Origin of the sequence: Idiomarina sp. UBA3176 (assembly GCF_002364295.1) — a bacterium.
Taxonomy (GTDB): Bacteria; Pseudomonadota; Gammaproteobacteria; order Enterobacterales; family Alteromonadaceae; genus Idiomarina; species Idiomarina loihiensis.
Genome location: NZ_DEXU01000009.1, coordinates 1 through 17,570, shown reverse-complemented (window position 1 = coordinate 17,570; position 17,570 = coordinate 1). Strand labels below are relative to the sequence as shown.

General features: G+C 47.9%; 15 protein-coding genes. 10 read left to right on the top strand and 5 right to left on the bottom strand.

The genetic code is table 11. The annotated features are described in order from the left end of the window. Position 1 precedes the first annotated feature (1 nt). Positions 2-1,135 carry a PQQ-dependent sugar dehydrogenase gene (locus tag B2U97_RS04350; protein WP_286825207.1) on the bottom strand — a complete coding sequence of 378 codons (1,134 nt, stop codon included), beginning with the start codon at positions 1,133-1,135 and terminating at the stop codon, positions 2-4. A gap of 131 nt (positions 1,136-1,266) precedes the next feature. Between B2U97_RS04350 and B2U97_RS04345 the strand changes: the two genes are divergently transcribed. Next, entirely contained in the window at positions 1,267-2,778 is a 1,512-nt protein-coding gene (locus tag B2U97_RS04345) for an FMN-binding glutamate synthase family protein (RefSeq protein WP_286825202.1), read from the top strand. A gap of 1 nt (position 2,779) precedes the next feature. On the opposite strand, the gene B2U97_RS04340 is transcribed toward B2U97_RS04345, so the two are convergent. After that, on the bottom strand, positions 2,780-3,694 hold the full coding sequence (locus B2U97_RS04340) for a hydrogen peroxide-inducible genes activator (RefSeq protein WP_034819509.1): 915 nt from the start codon (positions 3,692-3,694) through the stop codon (positions 2,780-2,782). Between the two features lie 143 nt (positions 3,695-3,837). Between B2U97_RS04340 and B2U97_RS04335 the strand changes: the two genes are divergently transcribed. The 6 genes from B2U97_RS04335 (at position 3,838) to B2U97_RS04310 (ending at position 9,506) form a co-directional block, all read left to right on the top strand. Then, positions 3,838-4,383 carry a peroxiredoxin gene (locus B2U97_RS04335; RefSeq protein WP_011235799.1) on the top strand — a complete coding sequence of 182 codons (546 nt, stop codon included), beginning with the start codon at positions 3,838-3,840 and terminating at the stop codon, positions 4,381-4,383. An 85-nt stretch (positions 4,384-4,468) separates the two neighbouring features. Continuing rightward, on the top strand, positions 4,469-4,996 hold the full coding sequence (locus tag B2U97_RS04330; protein ID WP_034819511.1) for a carboxymuconolactone decarboxylase family protein: 528 nt from the start codon (positions 4,469-4,471) through the stop codon (positions 4,994-4,996). 127 nt (positions 4,997-5,123) lie between these two features. After that, positions 5,124-6,356, top strand: a complete 1,233-nt coding sequence (locus tag B2U97_RS04325) for a Zn-dependent hydrolase (protein ID WP_286825196.1) — start codon at positions 5,124-5,126, stop codon at positions 6,354-6,356. 66 nt (positions 6,357-6,422) lie between these two features. Then, a complete protein-coding gene (gene ccoG / locus B2U97_RS04320) occupies positions 6,423-7,853 on the top strand; it encodes a cytochrome c oxidase accessory protein CcoG (protein WP_286825192.1) in 1,431 nt (476 codons plus the stop codon). Next, positions 7,846-8,850, top strand: a complete 1,005-nt coding sequence (locus tag B2U97_RS04315) for a serine/threonine protein kinase (RefSeq protein WP_286825179.1) — start codon at positions 7,846-7,848, stop codon at positions 8,848-8,850. The genes ccoG and B2U97_RS04315 overlap by 8 nt, the downstream gene beginning before the upstream one ends. A 38-nt stretch (positions 8,851-8,888) precedes the next feature. Further along, positions 8,889-9,506, top strand: a complete 618-nt coding sequence (locus B2U97_RS04310) for a thiol:disulfide interchange protein DsbA/DsbL (RefSeq protein WP_034819514.1) — start codon at positions 8,889-8,891, stop codon at positions 9,504-9,506. Position 9,507: 1 nt separating this feature from the next. Here the strand turns inward: B2U97_RS04310 and B2U97_RS04305 are convergent, their stop codons facing one another. Together B2U97_RS04305 and B2U97_RS04300 are read right to left on the bottom strand one after the other, a co-directional pair. Beyond that, positions 9,508-10,743, bottom strand: coding sequence for a mechanosensitive ion channel family protein (locus B2U97_RS04305; RefSeq protein ID WP_286825174.1), 1,236 nt, complete (start codon positions 10,741-10,743; stop codon positions 9,508-9,510). Between the two features lie 12 nt (positions 10,744-10,755). Continuing rightward, the gene (locus B2U97_RS04300) at positions 10,756-11,667 is read right to left on the bottom strand and encodes an acyltransferase (RefSeq protein ID WP_110012807.1); all 912 of its coding nucleotides are present in this window, start codon (positions 11,665-11,667) and stop codon (positions 10,756-10,758) included. Positions 11,668-11,785: 118 nt separating this feature from the next. Here B2U97_RS04300 and B2U97_RS04295 point away from each other — a divergent pair, with 118 nt between their 5' ends. From B2U97_RS04295 to B2U97_RS04285, 3 genes are read left to right on the top strand one after another with little or no spacing between them, the layout of a single operon-like run. Further along, positions 11,786-12,385 carry an ImuA family protein gene (locus B2U97_RS04295; protein ID WP_286825166.1) on the top strand — a complete coding sequence of 200 codons (600 nt, stop codon included), beginning with the start codon at positions 11,786-11,788 and terminating at the stop codon, positions 12,383-12,385. Beyond that, the gene (locus B2U97_RS04290) at positions 12,385-13,788 is read left to right on the top strand and encodes a Y-family DNA polymerase (protein WP_286830267.1); all 1,404 of its coding nucleotides are present in this window, start codon (positions 12,385-12,387) and stop codon (positions 13,786-13,788) included. Before B2U97_RS04295 ends, B2U97_RS04290 begins: the two co-directional genes overlap by 1 nt. Beyond that, on the top strand, positions 13,772-16,891 hold the full coding sequence (locus tag B2U97_RS04285) for an error-prone DNA polymerase (RefSeq protein ID WP_286830265.1): 3,120 nt from the start codon (positions 13,772-13,774) through the stop codon (positions 16,889-16,891). Before B2U97_RS04290 ends, B2U97_RS04285 begins: the two co-directional genes overlap by 17 nt. 12 nt (positions 16,892-16,903) lie before the next feature. Here the strand turns inward: B2U97_RS04285 and B2U97_RS04280 are convergent, their stop codons facing one another. Continuing rightward, complete coding sequence (locus B2U97_RS04280) at positions 16,904-17,452, bottom strand: gamma carbonic anhydrase family protein (RefSeq protein ID WP_153849301.1); 549 nt, start codon at positions 17,450-17,452, stop codon at positions 16,904-16,906. Positions 17,453-17,570: the final 118 nt, after the last annotated feature.

The following is a 17,570-nucleotide window of genomic DNA, read 5'->3' as shown; positions in this document are numbered from 1 at the left end:
ATTAATCCGCCGGTTTTATTTGAATGATGGCACCGTCAGGCTGGTCGGTTAATAAATAGAGGTAACCGTCAGGGCCTTGGTTAATGTCGCGAATACGAGCTTCAACAGCATCTTCAAATAAACGCTCTTCATGCATCATGCGACCTTCATACAAGTCCAGGCGAGCAACCAGTGAACTTTTCAAAGCTGCGACAAAGAAATCGCCTTTCCACTCAGGAAACGCATCGCCGTTGTAAAATGTGGCTCCGGCCGTGGCAATAGAGGGTACCCAGTAATAGAAGGGTTGCTCCATACCTTCTTTGACTGCGTCTTCGCTGATAATGCCACCGCCATAATCAACACCATAAGTAATTTCTGGCCAACCGTAATTTTTGCCAGCTTCCGGAATGTTTACTTCGTCACCGCCTTGTGGGCCATGTTCAACAGTCCAGAGCTCGCCCGTTTCAGGATGAATATCGGCACCCTGCACATTGCGGTGACCGTAAGACCAGATTTCGTCCAGAGCGTTATCATTGTTAACAAAAGGGTTGTCTTTCGGGATGCTGCCATCAGGCCATATGCGTATCACTTTACCGTGATGGTTATCCAGTGTCTGTGCGTCATCCATACGTGAATAGCGGTCACCTAAAGTAATGTATAAGTGCCCTTCAGGTGAAAAGACTAACCGGGAACCAAAGTGGTTATTGCTTTCGTACTTAGGTGCCTGACGGAAAATAACTTCCTGCTCAGTAAATTCTTTATCGTCAAGTTTCGCCCGCATAACGGCCGTACTATTCCCTTTCCCACCGTCCTGTGCTGCTTCAGAGTAGCTAATATAAACCCAGTTATTCTCAGCAAAGTCAGGGTCAGTGGTAATATCCAGCATACCGCCCTGGCCTTGTGCTACGACCTCTGGCGTTCCGCTTATCTTTTCGCGATAACTGCCGTCGGCGGATACCCAGTAGATGTCGCCGGAGCGCTCGGTAACTAAAATGCTTTTGTCAGGAAGAAAAGTCATACCCCAGGGGTTAGTAAAGCCATCCGCAAGTGTGCTGACACTGACTTTATGGCGTTCGGTTTCGACATCTTCGGCTGTGGCCGTCACGCTTACTGAAGCTGCCAATATTGCCGTTAAAACAAACTTTGGATTGAACATAGGTCTCTCCTTGTTATTGAATTATTTAGAGTATACGTCATTCTTCAAAATTTTGATGACACTGCGCTTGATCTGTTTGTCGCTTTAACCGTTAATACTCTTATCAATTACTAGAAATGTATTAGGTACCCATGAGCGGCAACGTTTTTAGCACGGATTCCTTACTTACTTTAGCGCAGTGGTTAGCCGCCATTTTTGTTTTGGCTATTATTACGCTGGTGATTTCTATTGGCGTTATGTATGTCGTCGATAAAACCCAGAATAAGCATACTATTCGCCATAACTATCCGGTTGTGGGGCGCTTTCGCTATTTATTCGAGCGTATGGGGGAATTCATGCGCCAGTATTTCTTTGCTATGGATCGCGAAGAAATGCCATTTAATCGTGCCCAACGAAGCTGGGTCTACCGTGCCGCAAAAAATGCGGACCGTAACGTGGCTTTCGGCTCCACCCGGGATTTAAGCCGCACGGGTACCATTATTTTCAGCAACGCTCCTTACCCACCTATGGCTGAGCAGGCTACATCGCCGGAGCCGGTTATTATTGGTCCTTATTGTCAAAAGCCCTATTCTCCGGTTTCGTACTTTCATGTGTCCGGGATGAGCTATGGTGCCTTGTCACCGGTTGCGGTTAAGTCATTGTCTCAGGGGGCGGCGAAGGCCGGCTGCTGGCTGAATACCGGCGAGGGCGGTTTATCGCCTTACCACTTGATGGGACATTGCGACATTGTTTTCCAAATGGGCACCGCGAAGTTTGGGGTACGGGATAAAGAAGGGCGGCTTGATGAAGATCGGCTTGCTGAGCTGGGCCGCCACGACAATGTGAAAATGTTTGAAATAAAGCTGAGTCAGGGCGCTAAGCCGGGTAAAGGTGGTATTTTGCCGGGCATAAAAGTGAATAAGGAAATTGCACAAATTCGAGGTCTTGTGGAGGGCGAAGATGCCATTAGCCCGAACCGGCACCCGGAAATCAGTAACAATGAAGAACTGCTCGATTTCATTGAAAAAGTTCGCAAAATTACTGGCAAACCTACCGGCTTTAAATTTGTTATGGGTGACCCGTCCTGGATTGACGAGTTGATCGACTGCATCCTGACCCGTGGAGAAGAATACGCCCCAGACTTTATTACGCTGGACAGCGCTGATGGTGGAACCGGCGCAGCACCACAGCCGTTAATGGATTATGTTGGTCTGAGAGTGACTGAAAGCTTACCTATGCTTATTGATAAGCTCACCGAAGCTGGGTTGCACGGCCGTGTTCGCGTAGTTGTCTCCGGTAAAATGATCACACCTGCAGATGTTGCCTGGGCTATTGCTATGGGAGCCGACTTTGTTACTTCTGCACGTGGTTTTATGTTCTCGCTGGGGTGTATTCAGGCTATGCAGTGTAATAAAAATACTTGCCCAACAGGAGTCACTACCGACGACCCTAAGTTAATGCGAGGGCTTGATCCAGAAGATAAATCGGTGCGTGTCGCCAACTACCACAAGTATATGGAATATGGTGTAAATATCATTGCGCACTCTTGTGGTGTGACCGATCCGCGTCGGTTGAATCGTCGTCATGCCCGGGTCATTAAACCCGACGGGGAGAGCATTAGTCTGGCCGAGCGTTATCCGTTGCCGCCGGCCAGACGGCGTTAGTTTAATTCAGCGTATTGACTGGCAGCAGCCTGGCAACCTCTTCCGCAATTTTTCGGAAGGTTTGTCGGCGGCTGGTGGTTGGGCGGTATACCAGGCCAATATCGCGGGAGGCTTCCTGCCCGGTGGGCTTTAATGAAACAAGGTCGGTATTTTCCAATATGCCCTGGTCAATGGCCATTTGTGGAATAAAGGTAGCGCCTAAGCGGGCGTCAGCCATTTGTACCAGGCTGTGCAGGCTGGTTGCTGTAAACGGGTTCATCTTAATCGAGTCCGTTAACTGGCAGGCTGCGACCGCATGCCCGGTCATGCAGTGTTCTTTTTCCAGCAGGAAAATGCTGCGATCAGGCAGTTTATCGTAATCGACTGGTTCGCCGACGGTTTCTGCCAGATCTTTATGCACCACTAGTTTGAATGGGTCTCGACCCAGTATCCACTTCTGATTCCCCTGAATATCCATAGGCAGAGCCAGCAAAAGAATATCCAGTTCGCCGTTACGCAGGCGGTGCAGTAAGTTTTGCGTGGTATCTTCGGAAAGCTGCAGCAGCAGTTTAGGGAACTTGTTCTGTAAGTTTTTACTGAGCTCACCAATAACAAACGGGGCTATGGTCGGAATAATGCCGAGTCTTAACGGTCCTTCCATAATATTGCCCTGCCCCTGAGCATAATGCAGTAATTCTTCTGAGGCGCTGATAATGTCCCGCGCTTTCTCCACAATTTCCTCGCCTAAGGCAGTAAAGAGGAAGGATTTATGGTCGCGTTCAATAAGTTGGCAATCGAGTTGTTCTTCCAAATTTTGAATGCCACTGCTCAGTGTTGACTGGCTGACATTGCATTCCGCTGCCGCACGATTAAAGTTTTGTTCCTGGTGCAGTGCCAGTAAGTAGCTCAGGTTTTTCAGGCTCGGTAATTTACTCATAGGTTATCCGTCGCGTTTTAATTGGTATTTCCGATTATCATAATCCGTTTTATTCGTTTTATCCAATCTCTCTCCGTCCGTACACTAGCTCTCGACTCGTTAAGGAACGAATACATTTTAAATCTCAATCAAGGAGACAATTTATGTTAACAGTAGGCGATAAACTACCAGAATTCAGCGTAATTGCGGCAAAACCTAAGTTCAACATGCCGGAAGAAAACGGCGAAAGCGCTTTTGAAACTATCGACAACAACAGCTTTGAAGGTAAGTGGAAAATCATTTTCTTCTACCCGAAAGACTTCACCTTTGTTTGCCCAACTGAAATTGTTGAGTTCGCAAAACTGAACGAAGACTTCGCTGACCGCGACGCCGTTGTTATGGGTGGCAGCACCGACAACGAATTTGTGAAATTGGCATGGCGCCGTGAGCACCCTGACCTTGACCGCCTGAACCAGTACTCTTTTGCTGACGACGGTTCTTTGGTCGACGGATTAGGTGTTCGTGACAAAGCTGAGAATGTTGCTCTGCGTGCTACGTTCATTGTTGACCCGCACAATGTTATCCAGCACGTATCGGTAAACAACCTGAACGTAGGTCGTAACCCGGCAGAAATCGTTCGTATTTTAGATGGTTTGCAGACCGATGAACTGTGTCCTTGTAACCGCGCGTTGGGCGGCGACACCCTTTAATTGGTGGTTACTCCCCTAAACTAAGCGCTGATGGTATTGCCATCGGCGCCTGTTCCCCACTTTCAGAGGATTTCAGGAGTAAAGTATGGCAATTGCAGACTACAAACAGTTATTGGGTGATCACAGTAAAGACACCAAGCTTAACCTGTCGAGCTTGTTTTCAAATGTTGAGCAGTCAGGTTTAACCAGCGACCAGTTCTATGGCACAGCACTTTCGCTGGTTTACACTTTGTCGGACGGCGAGCTGACTCAGGCAGTGGAAGAAGAAGCCGATGGCAAAATTGAAGAAAACGTTAAGACAGCAGCGAAAACGGCAGCGTCGTTAATGGCAATGAACAACATTTATTATCGCTTCCTGCACTTATCTAGCGATAAACAATTTTCTAAGCTTCCTGCGGGGCTCCGCATGAATGCAATGGCTAACCCGGGTGTGGACAAAGCAGACTTTGAGCTGTTCTCACTGGCGGTGTCGGCCCTGAATGGTTGTGGTATGTGCATTGATTCGCACGTACAAACTTTGCTGAAGCACGAGGTCTCAGCGCAAGCGATTCAATCGTCAATTAAGTTGGCGGCGGTACTTAATGCAGCCTTAACTGCACGCAAACTGTCGTAAACCCTCTAGGGGCTCCCCTTTGCCCCGTGCAACCTTTGCCCGTACTTTTTGGTGCGGGCTTTTTTTACGCCTTTGGTGCTCCTTAGTTTATGTCCTACGCTTAATAATAAAAGCAAAGGAGGTGACTATGCTGAGTATTAATGCTGACCGCTTAAAAAAATCCGTGCTGGAGCTATCCAAAATTGGTTATAACGAGACCGATCATGGTATGTACCGTTGGGGTTTTACCGATGCCGATATGGAAGCCCGCCGCTGGATGATGGAGCAAGCTAAAGCCGAAGGTTTCAAGACCTTTATGGATGGTGCCGGTAATGTGTTTTTTGGTATTGGCGACTACAGCAAAAAGCCAGCTATTCTTACCGGTTCACATCTCGATACCGTTCCCGCCGGGGGGATTTTCGATGGCGCGCTCGGGGTTTTAGCGGGCTTCGAAGTTTTGCGCTCGATCAAAGAAAATGACGTCAAATTAGCGCATCCTGTATGGGTGGTTGGTACAGCCGAAGAAGAAGGTCGATTTGGCGGCATGATGGGGTCTCAGGCTATTGCGGGAGTACTTAATCCGGACTGGCTTATGTCGGCTCACGATGCTGATAATGTGTACTTAAAGGACGCAATGGCTGCCCATGGCATGGACGTTATGGATGCGCTGGACGCTGCCTGGCCTCCGGAGCGGTTAAAAGCCTTTTACGAGTTGCATATTGAACAAGGGCCGGTGCTGTTCCAAAAAGAGATAACCATTGGCGCAGTGGAAGGTATTTCCGGGGTGTTTAAATGGATAGTTCACTTAAAAGGTAAAGCCGACCACGCTGGTACAGCACCAATGAATATGCGCAGTGACGCTTTTATGGGGCTGGCAGATTTTGCTCACGAAATTGAGCGCATTATTGCTGAAGACGGTACCGATAAAACGCGTATTACCGTGGGTAAAGTGGACTTGAAGCCCGGAAGTCCGCATACCGTGCCGGGTGAAGCTGTGTTTACTATTGTTGGTCGCGACATGAGTAACGATGTAATGAAAGAGCTGGCTGACTCCTGCAACAAGGCGTTGTCAGCAATAGCGCGTAAGCACCGTTTGAAGTTTGAATACGAACAAGTGAGTTGGCTGAACCCTCAGGCCTGTTCAGAAAAGCTGACAAAACAAATAGAAGAGAAAGCTAAAGCCCGAAATTATTCGTGTCTTAAAATGCCCAGTGGCGCAGGACACGATGCTCAATTTTTTACAGAGATTACGGAGTCTGGGCTAATATTTATCCCGTCTGTAAATGGGGTCAGTCACGCACCCGATGAGTGGTCGCACTGGCATGACGTGGAAGCTGGTTGTAACATACTTTTTGATTGCATCATTAATTCAGCCCAGTGAGCTGCGCAAACAGTTAAGATCCGTTATACTGTGCGCACCTCGCCGTGACACTATGTGGTATTGCTCATGGAACAAAAAATAACGGTTCAGTCCGCCGACAAAGTCAAAATTCAACGTCCAGACGGACAGAAACACAACGATAACTATTCCCCCCGCAGCCGAATTTACGTGCGTGATACCAAAGGTGCCATGGAGTATTTTAGGCGTGGATTTGGTTTTCTATTGCTGGCTGTCTTTGCTCTCATTCCCTGGCTAACTTATCAGGGCGAACAAGCGGTTCTGCTCGATATTATGGATCAGCGTTTCCGTATTTATGGCTTAACTTTGTGGCCGCAGGACTTCACTGTAGTTGCCTGGTTCGCGATTGTGGCCGCCGTTGCGTTATTTTTTGTGACAACCGTTTTTGGCCGGGTCTGGTGTGGGTTTATGTGCCCGCAAACCACCTGGACCTTTATTTTTATGTGGTTTGAGAAAAAGTTCGAAGGGCCGCGCAATAAGCGTATAAAACTGGATGAACGCAAAATGGACTTTGACAAGTTCTGGCGTAAAACCGGTAAACAGACCGGCTGGATTCTGGTGTCCTTATTAACCGCAATGACCTTTGTGGGTTATTTTACCGACATACGCGAACTTTTTCTGAACTTCTTTACTCTGGACGCCGGCTTCTGGGCAACCTTCAGTGTTCTTTTTTTCGCATTCTGTACCTATGGCAACGCCGGTTATATGCGAGAAATTATGTGTACGCACATGTGTCCCTATGCGCGCTTCCAGTCGGCTATGTTCGATAAAGACACTTACACCGTGTCTTATGATGCTGAAAGGGGCGAGCCCCGAGGCCCACGCTCGCGTAAGGCTGACCCCGCTGAAAAAGGCTTAGGTCACTGCATTGACTGCTATATGTGTGTGCAGGTATGCCCTACCGGTATCGATATTCGAAACGGTCTGCAATATGAGTGTATCGACTGTGGTGCTTGTATTGATGCTTGTAATGACGTTATGGATAAAATGAATTATCCAAAAGGACTTATCCGCTTTACCACCGAACGTAACTTAGCCGCGAAAAACAAAAAAGAGAAAACCAATCCGTGGCGGATGAAGAGCATCGGCTACTTTATTATGGTTCTGGTGGTGAGTAGTGTAATGGTATGGGATGTCGCAACTCGTGTGCCCCTGGAGGTCGATGTATTACGTGATCGTAACCAGCTGTTCAGAGAAAACATTGAAGGGCAAATTGAAAACGTCTTTACCTTAAAGCTGGTCAATAAGTCGCAACAGGACATGACTTACCGCGTGGAAGTTAGAGGCTTTGACGAGTTCGAGTTAATTGGCGATTCTACAAAACAGGTTTCTGCGGGTGAAGTCGGAACATTGCCGGTAACCGTAGCGGTTCCACCTTCATTATTAGAAGGTCAGGTCACAGAGTTTTACTTCGTGGTCACAGCGGTTGATAATGCGGATATAACTAATACGCATCAGAGCCGCTTTTTATATGAATGATTCTACAGAGAACGCGTCGGACTTTGCTTTTCAGGGACTGACGCCGGATCTGGTTGTTAATGCCTTAGAAAGTGTCGGTTTGTATCCCGCATCGGGCTTGCTGGCACTTAACAGCTATGAAAACCGGGTTTATCAGTTTGCTGACGATGATCGCAAACGTTACGTGGCAAAGTTCTATCGCCCGCAGCGCTGGCGCACAGAGCAAATTAACGAAGAACTGGAGTTTGTTGAGGAGCTGGCGCAAGCCGAGGTTCCGGCGGTTTCGGCTCTGGAGCTGCAGGAAAAGCGCCTGCACGAGTTTGAAGGCTACCGATTTTGTGTGTATTCAAGCATTGGTGGCAGAGCCTTTGAGCCTAATGACCTGGACGAACTGGAGCGGCTGGGACGTCAAATAGGCCGTATGCACGCGGTGGCTCAGGCGGGCAAGTTTAAAGTCCGGGAAACCATTGACTACGAAGGTTTTGTTGAACAGTCTGTTGCCGAGCTACGTCAGTCCGCCTTATTACCGGCCGAATTAAAAGACGCCTTTTTTGCCATTCTTGATCCCTTAAGTGAGCGCTTACGTTCTACACCCTTGCAGGACTTCGAGTATCAGCGGCTGCATGGCGACTGCCATATTGGTAATATTCTGCAGTATGAAGAGCAACTGACTTTTGTCGATTTTGATGATTGTCGCTCCGGGCCTGCGGTTCAGGACTTATGGATGATGCTGAACGGGTCACATCAGGAGCAAACATTACAGATGGATGCGCTGCTGACCGGCTACGAAGATTTTTGTGAGTTCGATACGGCGCAATTGATATTAATTGAACCTTTGCGCAGTTTCAGAATCATTCAATATATGGCATGGTTATCACGCCGGTGGCAAGATAGTGCCTTTCAGAGAGCGTTTCCCTGGTTTGCAGAAAGCCGATATTGGGAACAGCAGATTCTGGCATTGAAAGAACAATTGGCGGGGCTGGATGAAGCACCGATCAACCTTGGCTTTAACGGCTAGTTTGAATAGACAGTTTTAACGGATAACAGGAAATGACAATGAAAAAGTGGTTAATGGGTTTTGCCGGGGCATTAATGGTCGCAGCGGGTTTTGCTCAGGCTCAGAATTTTGAAGAAGGTGTCCACTACGAAGTGGTAGCCGATGAAGCGACCAGCAAGCCGGAAATTGCAGAGTTCTTCTCGTTTTACTGCGTGCACTGCTACCGCTTTGAACCTATTGCAAAAGAACTGAAATCTGAATACCCGGATGCTTTCAAGAAGGCTCATGTGTCGTTCATTAGTCCTCGCGGTAACGTGGGCGAGACCATGACTCAGGCTTTTGTCGTTGCGCAAAAACTGAATAAGGAAGAAGAGATTGCCGCGGCTATTTTTGATTACAACTTTAATAAAAATAGCATGCTGACCAGCAAACAAGACATTCGAAATGTATTTATTGTTAACGGTGTTTCCGGTGATGAGTTTGACAAAGCTATGGCGAGCTTCACTGTGCGCGCTGCGGCGTCTAAAATGGATCGCCGGGCAAGCAACTTAGGGGTTAACGCAACGCCAACTTTTATCGTTAACGGTAAATACAAAATGCTGCCACAGGGTTTCCGTGACAGCGATAATTTTCAGGAAGACTTTTCTGATTTAGCCGGTTATCTGTTAGAAAAGTAACTCAGGACTCCGGTTTATAGTCACAATAAGCGCCTTCTTTGTTTTCAGAGAAGGCGTGGTTGTTATTCAAGTACTGATAATTCTTCAGTCCAAAGTCTGGCATCACACTGTATAAATACTCGATAATTGAGCTTTGTACCGCTTCGTATTTCATCCAGTCCGTTTGTTTACAAAACGCATAAATTTCCAGCGGTAACCCTGCTGCTGTAGGCTGCATAAGGCGAGTCATACACAGAAGGTCTTCCCTCACTTGTTCGTGGTTTTTCAGGTAGTTATTAGCAAACACTCGAAACACCGTTAAATTACTGACTGGCTTTTGCAATTCGTTTTCGCTCAACCAGTTGTCAACGGACTGGTTAAAATGCTTCTCGGCAACTTCTTCCAGTTCTTCATCGGACAAAACTCTGGAGCTGTCCAGGTCAATCATTAAGGCGCGACGCATTCGGCGACCACCGGTATTGATCATTCCCTGCCAGTTTTTAAACGACTCATGAATCAGTATATAGGTGGGTAAATAAACAATTGTCTTATCCCAGTTCTCAACTTTTACGGAAATGAGTCCCACCTCTTGAACTTTACCGTCTACACCGTGTTCGGATAGCTCGATCCAGTCACCAATAGCAACCATACGGTTGGTCGCCAATTGCACCCCGGCTACAAAGCCCATTAGGGTATCCCTGAAAACCACCATGAGAATGGCTGTCATTGCGCCGAAACCACTTAGTAAGTACATAGGCGATTTGTTCATAATGATGGCAATAGTGATGAGAATTGCCATCAGTACCAGTATCAGTTTTATGACCTGAATGACTCCGGTAATGGGGACTTCACGCGCTTTATAAGTATAGTCATAGGCAATGGAAACGACGTTGGCCAGGGCTGTCAGAATACTGGTAATAACCCAGGTCAGATAAACACCGACAACGGTGCGTAAAGGTGACTGCCAGCTTTCAAAGTTATCGATGAATAGAATGGGTATGAAACTGTGTATCAGGATAACTGGGGCTAAGTTTGCGCAACGCTTAAAAAGGCCACTGTTAACCAGCGACTTATACCAGCGTTCGGGCGCCCTTTTTAACAAGTGCTCTATGGCATGATCGATAAGCCAACGCGCTATGGCATAGGTAATGTAACAACCAATTAGAACCAATAGAGAGCTGATAGCCAAGCTCAGTTCTTGTAGGTTGCTTTCGATACCGAATTTTTTTAGCCATTCTTTTACAAACTCGAAGTCCATTATAAAACTCTCTTAGCGTGTGCCGTGAATTTCCTTACGCATTTCGTCGATGGTTTGGTCTTTTTCCTGCCAGCGCGTATTCAGCCATTGCTGAAAATGAGCTCTGAAAGCTTTATCACTGGCATAATCGCCAATTAAATCCTCGGTAATCGGCCGTGTCTTTATATCAACATAGACGTTTTTCAGCTGTCCGCTTAATAAATGCCAGACTACCGGGCGTTTGTCGGTTCCCGGGTAGACTATAGTGATATCCAGAATGGCTTCAAACTGACCGCCCATAACTTGCAAAGAGAAGGCCGTTCCGCCTGCTTTAGGCGGCAGCAGGTTGCTAAAAGGGCTGTGTTTTTTCGCGTGCTTCTCTGGAGTAAATCGCGTGCCCTCACAGAAATTGACCACAGTTGTAGGAATGTGACGGAATTTGGCACAGGAGCGCGTTGTTGTCGCAATGTCTTTGCCTTTTAAATGCGGTTTTTTCTCCAGCAACTCTTTTGAGTAGCGCTTCATAAAAGGCATATCCAGTACCCAGCAACCCCAGCCAATAATGGGTATCCACATAAGTTGCGACTTTAAAAAGAAGCGCGGCATAGGCATATGACGGCGAGTCAGGTGCATTAGTACCAGCACATCTACCCAGCTACGATGGTTAGCCATAACCATGTACCAGCCTTTCTCGTGGATATCGAGATCCCCTTTAATGTGCCACTCCATACGCTGAGTCAGCTGGAACATCATCGACATACAGTATGCCCAGACTCTGAATAGAGCATTCCCCAGAAAAGAACAAATGCGCTGAGGCGTTTTAAAAGGCAGTAACACTTTAAAAATACCAATACTAATAATCGAAACACCAATAATAGCGGTGGTGATTAATCCCCATGAAAAGTTAATAACGACTCTGAAGGGAATGAGTATTGATGTCAGCATGCTGCCCTATCCTAATTAGAAACAATGAGATAAATAATAACTGAAGCCAGTAATGATGTCTGTTGGTAACGAGTAAAAATTAATGATACTGTATATATGTACAGTATTCGGAGGTTTTATGCAGACAAAGCTTCAGACTCTTATTCAGCAAGGGCTTGTTTGGCATGGTCAGGTTACCGACAATCAGACAGCAACCTTAAGCTCCGGTTTTTCGTCGTTAGATACGGCGCTGGGCGGTGGCTGGCAATACCCGGGGTTGCATGAATGGCAGTTGCAAACTCCGTTTTCGGAGCAGGCACTATTGTTGCCATTAATACAGCGTGCGGTGCAACAAAAGCAGTCAGTTTTCTGGGTAAACCCTCCGGCCTGGTTGTCGGCTGCTGGCTTACATCATTATGGACTTAATGAGTCTATGCAGGTGGTTGTTCAGACCAGTGCAGAGAAAGCTGCCTGGGCGTTTGAGCAGATATTGCAGACAAAAAATGCGCTGGCTTTAGGCTGGTTTGCACAAAAAGAGACGACAGCTCAATCTGTTCGGCGTTGGTATAAAGCTGCCCAAACCGGGCAGATGGGCGTGGTCTTGAGCGAACCCGCTTTAAATGAAGAGGCGCGGGCTTATTCTAACCGTGTACGGTTAAAGCTTGGTGAATCGGGTGTCACGCTCGACATACTAAAACGTAAAGTGGGTTGGCCGCTGGAAGGCGTTGTTCTGAACTAATGTGGCTATATTGTCATTTTCCCCAACTACTACTGGATAATCGGGTGCGCTTACAGCCTGACAGCAACACCCTGCCGCTGGCACTTTACCAGTTACAGGGTAACCAGTCGGTTATAGTGCAGTGCAACACCTTGGCGCGGGAGGCTGGGGTCAAAACCTCTATCCAGACGGTTATGGCAATATCGCTTTGTGAGCAACTGCAACTCGTTGAATATATTCCGGAGCGTGAGCAGCAGGTGTTGCAGCAATTAGCCACCCGACTTTACCAGTGGGCAGCTAAGTTAGTTTTGTATCCATCCAAAGGTCTGGCAATTGAGTTGAGTAGTCTGGCGCAGTTGTATGGCGGGATGGATGCGGTATTTAACACGTTATCCCGAGAGGTTGATGCGCTGCCAATTAAGGCTCAGCTGGCAGTCGCGGATAACCCTTTAGCCGCTCAATTATTAGCAGAATATGACTGCCCGGTTTCGTTAAACCCCAAAGAGTCTGCACAGCTGCTGGCTCAGCTACCTATTGGTGCTGCCGGTTTAGGAACAAAAACACAGAAGCATTGTAAAGCCGCTGGTTTTCGTCAGCTGGGAGAGCTCATACAGTTATCGGGAGATGAAGTCGGCCGGCAGTTGGGCCTGGAAACACAGTTATATCTGGAGCGAATTCAGGGTCGCCAGCAGCAAAGTTATAATTTTTTCACTCCACCGGAAAGTTTCCGGCAAAGCCTGGATCTGGTCACTGAAATTCCTCACTGGCAAGGGTTGTTGTTTCCGCTAAAAAGACTGTTCGGTGAGCTGGAAGATTTTCTCTATCAGCGGCAAAAAGTAACCCAGCAGGTTAGTATTGAACTGCATCACCGATATGAACCTCCTTCTGTTGTTCCCGTCGCTTTAGCTGAACCCGGCTGGCGGGGGCAGAGTTTTTTGTCGTTACTGCAGTTAAAAATGGAATCTATACCCTTGCCAGAAGCGGTTATAGAAATTACGTTGGTAGCTAACGAGCTATTGCAGTCTGAACAGCACAACAGTCACTTTTTTGGTGTGCAGCAACACCGGCATGAAACACTGCAGCTTATTGGCCGGTTACAAGCTAAGCTTGGCAACAATGCCGTGTTCTCGCCAGCCATGAATGACGACCCTCGCCCCGGTAATAACGAATTTCGACGCCCGGCAGGGGAAAAGCCTCAAATTTTATCTGCGGCGCCTAAGCGGCCTCTTTGGCTATTACAGCCTCCGCAGCCAACTTCAGTGGATTTATGGCAACTATGTCACGGGCCGGAACGCAAAGTCTGTGGTTGGTGGGACGCTGGTGACATAGCGCGCGATTACTGGATTGCCCGGGACAAGTTTCAGCGTGTGGGTTGGCTCTATTTTGAGTCCGGACAATGGTATTTGCATGGTTGGTTCAGCTGATATGTTTAAAGGTTCCGGTGGAAAACCTTTTGCTGAGCTACACAGTTTAAGCCACTACAGTTTTTTGCGCTCAGCCGCTTCGCCGGAGGAACTGGTGAGGCGCGCAGATGATCTGGGTTATGCCGCCATAGCAATAACTGACGAATGCTCTGTGGCCGGTATTGTAAAAGCCTATCAGGAGTCAAAAGCGCAGGGTATTAAACTGATTGTGGGTAGTGAATTCAGGGTGACCGAAGTGGGTACGCTGGTTGTGCTGGCGCCAACCCGGGAAGCCTATGCGGAGCTTTGTAAAAAAATTACACTGTTCCGTAGTCGCAGTGAAAAAGGCCATTATCAGGCCAACATCGATGATTTTTTCGACGGGTTCTCTCAGTGTCTTTTATTGTGGCAGCCAGACTTTTCTCAGGCCCAGCTTCTGGCCATTGGTGAAAAGTTGAAATCGGTATGGCAGCAGCGCTTTTGGCTATTATACGAGCGGCATTACCAGGCTGACGATGAAAGGGCTTTTCAGGCTATGGTTGAGCTACAACAGGCCGTTAAAGTGAAAGTCACCTGCGCTGGTGGCGTTCGCATGGCAACCATTGAACAACAGCCGCTGTATGACATTCTGAACGCGATTCAACATGGTGGCTCTTTAGCGCATCAGCCGGGGTTAGCCAGTAACAACGCGGAGCATCATCTGCGAAGCCTGAGTGAGTTGCAACAGTGCTACCCGCAAAAGTGGCTAGCCGAAACACTGGTTATTGCTCAGCAGTGTCAGTTTTGTCTGTCCGAACTTCGTTACGAATACCCCGTCGAACTGGTTCCTGAAGGTATGAGTGCCTCCGGCTATTTAAAGCAGTTAACTGAACAAGGCGCTCGCTGGCGTTATCCGCAAGGTGTGCCCGAGTCGATAAAAGCGCTTTATTTAAAAGAGCTAAGCCTGATAAAAGAGCAAAGCTACCAGCCTTTCTTTTTAACCATTCATGACTTAGTTCGTTTTGCCCGTGAGCAGGGAATCTTATTTCAAGGGCGTGGTTCGGCAGCAAACTCGGTGGTTTGTTATTGTCTGGGCATTACCGCGGTTAACCCGGCGCAAATTCAGGTGTTGTTTGAACGTTTTATTTCTAAGGAACGGAACGAACCTCCCGATATCGATGTGGACTTTGAGCACGAGCGCCGCGAAGAAGTCATTCAGTATATTTACCGCAAGTACGGTCGGCAGCGCGCAGCGTTGGCTGCAACGGTTATTACCTACCGTTTTAAAAGTGCTTTTCGTGATGTTGGCAAAGCTCTGGGCTTTAGTGAGCAGCAACTGCAGTATTTCCGTCGCAACTTAGACCGACGCGACAAAGAGCAAAGCTGGCAGCAACAGCTGGTGCAACAGCACCCCGAAGTCACAAATTCGGTAAGGGGGCAGCACCTTTTACAGTTCACTGAGCAATTGATGGGTACTCCCCGGCATTTGTCGCAGCATGTCGGCGGTTTTGTTATCGCTGCCGATGACTTGTCACGGCTGGTTCCGGTAGAAAATGCCTCGATGACGGACCGAACGGTTATTCAGTGGGACAAGACGGATCTCGAAAGCCTGGGCTTATTAAAAGTAGACGTGCTGGCGCTGGGCATGCTGACGGCCTTGCGGAAAATGCTGGCGCTTATTAATTCGCGCTATGACCAGCAACTGACCATGGCAACCATTCCGCAGGAAGACAGCCGGGTTTATCAGCAGCTGCAAACCGCCGATTCTATGGGGATTTTTCAGATAGAGTCGCGGGCGCAAATGAATATGTTGCCGCGATTAAAGCCCAAAACTTTTTATGATCTGGTCATTCAAATTGCGATAGTGCGGCCCGGCCCCATACAAGGCGACATGGTGCATCCCTTTTTACGTCGCCGCGCAGGTCTGGAAGAGGTTGATTACCCTAGCGATGAAGTAAAGTCGGTATTAGAAAGAACGCTGGGCGTACCTATTTTTCAAGAGCAGGTAATTAAGCTGGCTATGGTCGCGGCTGGCTTTAGCGGTGGCGAAGCGGATCAGCTTCGTCGGGCAATGGCTTCGTGGGGGCAAAATGGGCATTTAACCCGCTTTGAAGACAAGCTTATTAACGGCATGCTGGAGCGAGGTTATAAGCAGGAGTTTGCAGAACGGTTGTTCCGGCAAATTTGTGGCTTTGGACAATATGGTTTTCCTGAGTCTCATTCTGCCAGTTTTGCTAATTTAGCTTATGTGTCGTCCTGGTTTAAGACCTACCACCCGGCTGCTTTTTATGTCGGCTTACTGAACAGTTTGCCTATGGGTTTTTATTCGGCATCGCAGTTGGTACAGGACGCACAACGCCACGGCGTAGCGTTTTTGGCTGCGGATATTAACGCCAGCGACTGGAACTATTGCTGGTTGCCTAAAGAAGATACGAACTCTGATGAGACTGTCCGCATGGGCTTAAGGCAAATTCAAGGCCTATCCGAAAGCAGAATAAAACATACGTTGATGCAAAGGCCGGAGGACGGTTTCACCAGCATGCATGAATTGCGAAAAAGCGGATTGCGGGACTCCGATATCAACGCCCTCGCCCGCGCCGACGCATTAAAGAGCATTGCTGGACACCGGCATCAGGCACATTGGCAAAGCTTGTCTATGAGTGATCAGCAAATGCCGTTGTTTGAGAATGTTAAGGATCGCCCTGCCCGCCAACTGCCTGCGCCTGATGAGCCGGACAATATAAAAGCGGATTATGAGTCGACCGGATTGACCTTAGGCCGCCACCCATTAGCTTTGCTGAGAAATAACCCTGAGTTAAAAAACTGTGTCTTGGCCAGCGACCTAATGACCTGCCGCTCAGGACAAGTGCTGACTCTGGCCGGCTTAGTCACCTGCCGTCAAAGGCCTGGCACCCGTAGCGGCGTCACTTTTTTAACTTTGGAAGATGAAAGCGGAAACAGCAATGTGGTGGTCTGGGCGAATACCGCTCGCCAATTTCGACAATGCTTCCTGACCAGCAACCTGCTTTGGGTAAAAGGCATTGTCGAAATTCACGATGGTGTGGTGCATGTTATTGCAGGCCGGTTAAAGGATTTATCCGGCCTGTTAAGTTTCACTCGACTGGAAAGCCGTCGTTTCCACTAAGCTTTCATTAACTTAAGAAACTGGACTCACTTGTAAAAGGTAGTCGTCTTTTAAATCGACGTAGTTTTGTGCCGATTGGCTTAAAAAGTTCGCCTCACCGCTATTAAGGCGTCTTTTCTTTTCAACTGGGCTGCCGACATATAAGTAGCCACTTTCTAAGCGTTTGCCCGGAGGAACCAGACTACCGGCTCCAATAATGACATCATCTTCTATGACGACATCATCCATTATAACGGCTGACATGCCTACTAATATGCGGTTACCCAGTTTGCAACCATGCAACATACAATGGTGGCCTACGGTAACTTCGTCCCCAATAACTAAGGGATGCCCATCAGGGTTGGCTTTGGATTTACGCGTAACATGAAGAACGGTTCCATCCTGAATGTTGCTACGCTTACCAATAGTAATACGGTTAACATCGCCTCTTGCTGCGACCATAGGCCATACGCTGCTGTCATCGCCTATTGTAATATTACCGACAATGACCGAACTGGGGTCCAGGTAAACGCGTTCACCGATAACTGGTTCATATTCACAGTAACTACGGATATCTGCCATAAGTGTGCTCCTGAGTTAAAAGCTGTTACAACCTTTATAGCAGATAGAGGTAAATAGGTCATGTCTGGCCTAAGTTTGGCGAGAAAAGCAGCGTGTTGCTGAAACTTTACGCAGTCAG

Coding starts and splice junctions, on each gene's coding strand:
- B2U97_RS04340 (WP_034819509.1), bottom strand. CDS start 3,694: ATGAGTAAATTACCGAGCCTGAAAAACCTGAGCTACTTACTGGCACTG.
- B2U97_RS04300 (WP_110012807.1), bottom strand. CDS start 11,667: ATGCTGACATCAATACTCATTCCCTTCAGAGTCGTTATTAACTTTTCA.
- B2U97_RS04285 (WP_286830265.1), top strand. CDS start 13,772: ATGGTTGGTTCAGCTGATATGTTTAAAGGTTCCGGTGGAAAACCTTTT.
- B2U97_RS04290 (WP_286830267.1), top strand. CDS start 12,385: ATGTGGCTATATTGTCATTTTCCCCAACTACTACTGGATAATCGGGTG.
- B2U97_RS04310 (WP_034819514.1), top strand. CDS start 8,889: ATGAAAAAGTGGTTAATGGGTTTTGCCGGGGCATTAATGGTCGCAGCG.
- B2U97_RS04345 (WP_286825202.1), top strand. CDS start 1,267: ATGAGCGGCAACGTTTTTAGCACGGATTCCTTACTTACTTTAGCGCAG.
- ccoG (WP_286825192.1), top strand. CDS start 6,423: ATGGAACAAAAAATAACGGTTCAGTCCGCCGACAAAGTCAAAATTCAA.
- B2U97_RS04325 (WP_286825196.1), top strand. CDS start 5,124: ATGCTGAGTATTAATGCTGACCGCTTAAAAAAATCCGTGCTGGAGCTA.
- B2U97_RS04280 (WP_153849301.1), bottom strand. CDS start 17,452: ATGGCAGATATCCGTAGTTACTGTGAATATGAACCAGTTATCGGTGAA.
- B2U97_RS04350 (WP_286825207.1), bottom strand. CDS start 1,135: ATGTTCAATCCAAAGTTTGTTTTAACGGCAATATTGGCAGCTTCAGTA.
- B2U97_RS04315 (WP_286825179.1), top strand. CDS start 7,846: ATGAATGATTCTACAGAGAACGCGTCGGACTTTGCTTTTCAGGGACTG.
- B2U97_RS04330 (WP_034819511.1), top strand. CDS start 4,469: ATGGCAATTGCAGACTACAAACAGTTATTGGGTGATCACAGTAAAGAC.
- B2U97_RS04305 (WP_286825174.1), bottom strand. CDS start 10,743: ATGGACTTCGAGTTTGTAAAAGAATGGCTAAAAAAATTCGGTATCGAA.
- B2U97_RS04335 (WP_011235799.1), top strand. CDS start 3,838: ATGTTAACAGTAGGCGATAAACTACCAGAATTCAGCGTAATTGCGGCA.
- B2U97_RS04295 (WP_286825166.1), top strand. CDS start 11,786: ATGCAGACAAAGCTTCAGACTCTTATTCAGCAAGGGCTTGTTTGGCAT.